The sequence below is a fragment of the Candidatus Thorarchaeota archaeon genome (genome assembly GCA_013388835.1).
Classification (GTDB): Archaea; Asgardarchaeota; Thorarchaeia; order Thorarchaeales; family Thorarchaeaceae; genus JACAEL01.
Window position 1 is genome coordinate 1 of the sequence record JACAEL010000122.1, and the last position, 1448, is coordinate 1448.

Consider the following 1448-nt stretch of genomic DNA (forward strand, 5'->3'; position numbering starts at 1 on the left):
AATCACCCCAGTTTTTTCAACCGCCCGAAGCATGACTTTTGCTTCCTCTACGTTGCGGGCTAGGGGCTTTTCGCATATCACATGCTTTCCGTTTTCAGTAGCTGACATAACTGCCTTTTTGTGGAGGAAATTGGGTATCCCTATATCCACAACGTCCACTTTAGGGTCTTTGCAAAGTTTTTCTATGAAGTTTTCGCCTGAGTATGTGCTTTTTATTCCAAAACTATTGGCAAACTCTTTAACAGCTTCTTTTGTGCGTCCTCCGACGGCTACAATGTTTGCCTCTGGAATTTCCTTGTAAGAAGGCATGTGAAATTCTCTCTGGACAAAACCGTAGCCCAATAAACCAATGTTTAGTTTTTTCATAATTCACTTTCCGAAAATAGGTTATTTTCTGGGGTCATTTTAAAATTTTCTGTTCACGATATTAGCGCATCCAAATATTTCTTTCCAGAGAGCAATCCCTCTATGCCTTTTAGGAAGGGATCTTCATGTTCAATGCTTAGGACATAATCGTAGCCCTTTTCTTTTAATGTCGCTATGAAATTTTGCCAGTCTATCACTCCTTGTCCAGGTATTCTGTATCGCCACCATCCGCTGCCGATTATGCCAACCTCACTTAGTCTAGCGGGTAGTATTTCTGTGTCCTTTGCGTGTGTATGATAGATTCTGTCTCCAAACTTTCGTGTCGACTCTATATAGTCTATTTTTTGCCAAACTAAATGCGAAGGATCTAGGTTAAGACCAAAAGCTTTTGATGGGATTATTTTAAACATTTTCTCCCAGATTTCCGGAGAATAGGCAATGTTTCCCGGAACATATGGAGCTTGCCATCCGATCATAGGGCAGTTCTCAACCGCAATTTTAACCCCATGCGCTTCTGCATAATCCACCAGCGGAGGAAACACTTCAGCAAACACGTTAAGCACTTCGTCTAATGCTGCGGGAAAGCCGCCAACAAACGTGCAGACAACACTCACATCTAACGTTGCAGATGCTTCGATCATCCTTCTGACTGCCGCATGGTTTTTCTCCCTCTCCTTAACATTAGAAGCTAAATTGTTCGGATAGTATGCCAGACCAGAAATGGCAATGCCACTTTCAGAGAGCAACTTCTTTATGCCGCCGGTTTCGCCTTTAAGAATTTTTTCTGGATCAATATGCTTGCTTTTAGGGCTGGCATCGGCCTCTAATGCCTCAAACTCATTCTTAGACGCCCAAGAAACCAACTTTTCAAAGTCCAACTCGCCTAAAATCTTCGTTAGAAATCCTATTTTCAAAATTCAATAGCACATCCTAGTCACGCTTCTAGGATCAGTTAAGATGCTAGGTATTTATGTTCTTTTTATGTTCGAGATATCCCAATGCAAAACAAAGGAGGCTGGAGGGGAAGAAGAGATCAACAAGTGGCTGCATCATGGTTATTACCCTGCTTAAACTGCTACTCC

Annotated in this window: 2 protein-coding genes; both read right to left on the minus strand. The window is 42.1% G+C overall.

Going from position 1 to position 1448, the window contains the following annotated elements:
- On the minus strand, positions 1 to 366 hold a 366-nt coding region (locus HXY34_14290; protein NWF97303.1), incomplete at its 3' end, for a Gfo/Idh/MocA family oxidoreductase.
- Positions 367 to 419: 53 nt separating this feature from the next.
- Positions 420 to 1280, minus strand: a complete 861-nt coding sequence (locus HXY34_14295; GenBank protein NWF97304.1) for a sugar phosphate isomerase/epimerase — start codon at positions 1278 to 1280, stop codon at positions 420 to 422.
- Between the last annotated feature and the right edge of the window lie 168 nt (positions 1281 to 1448).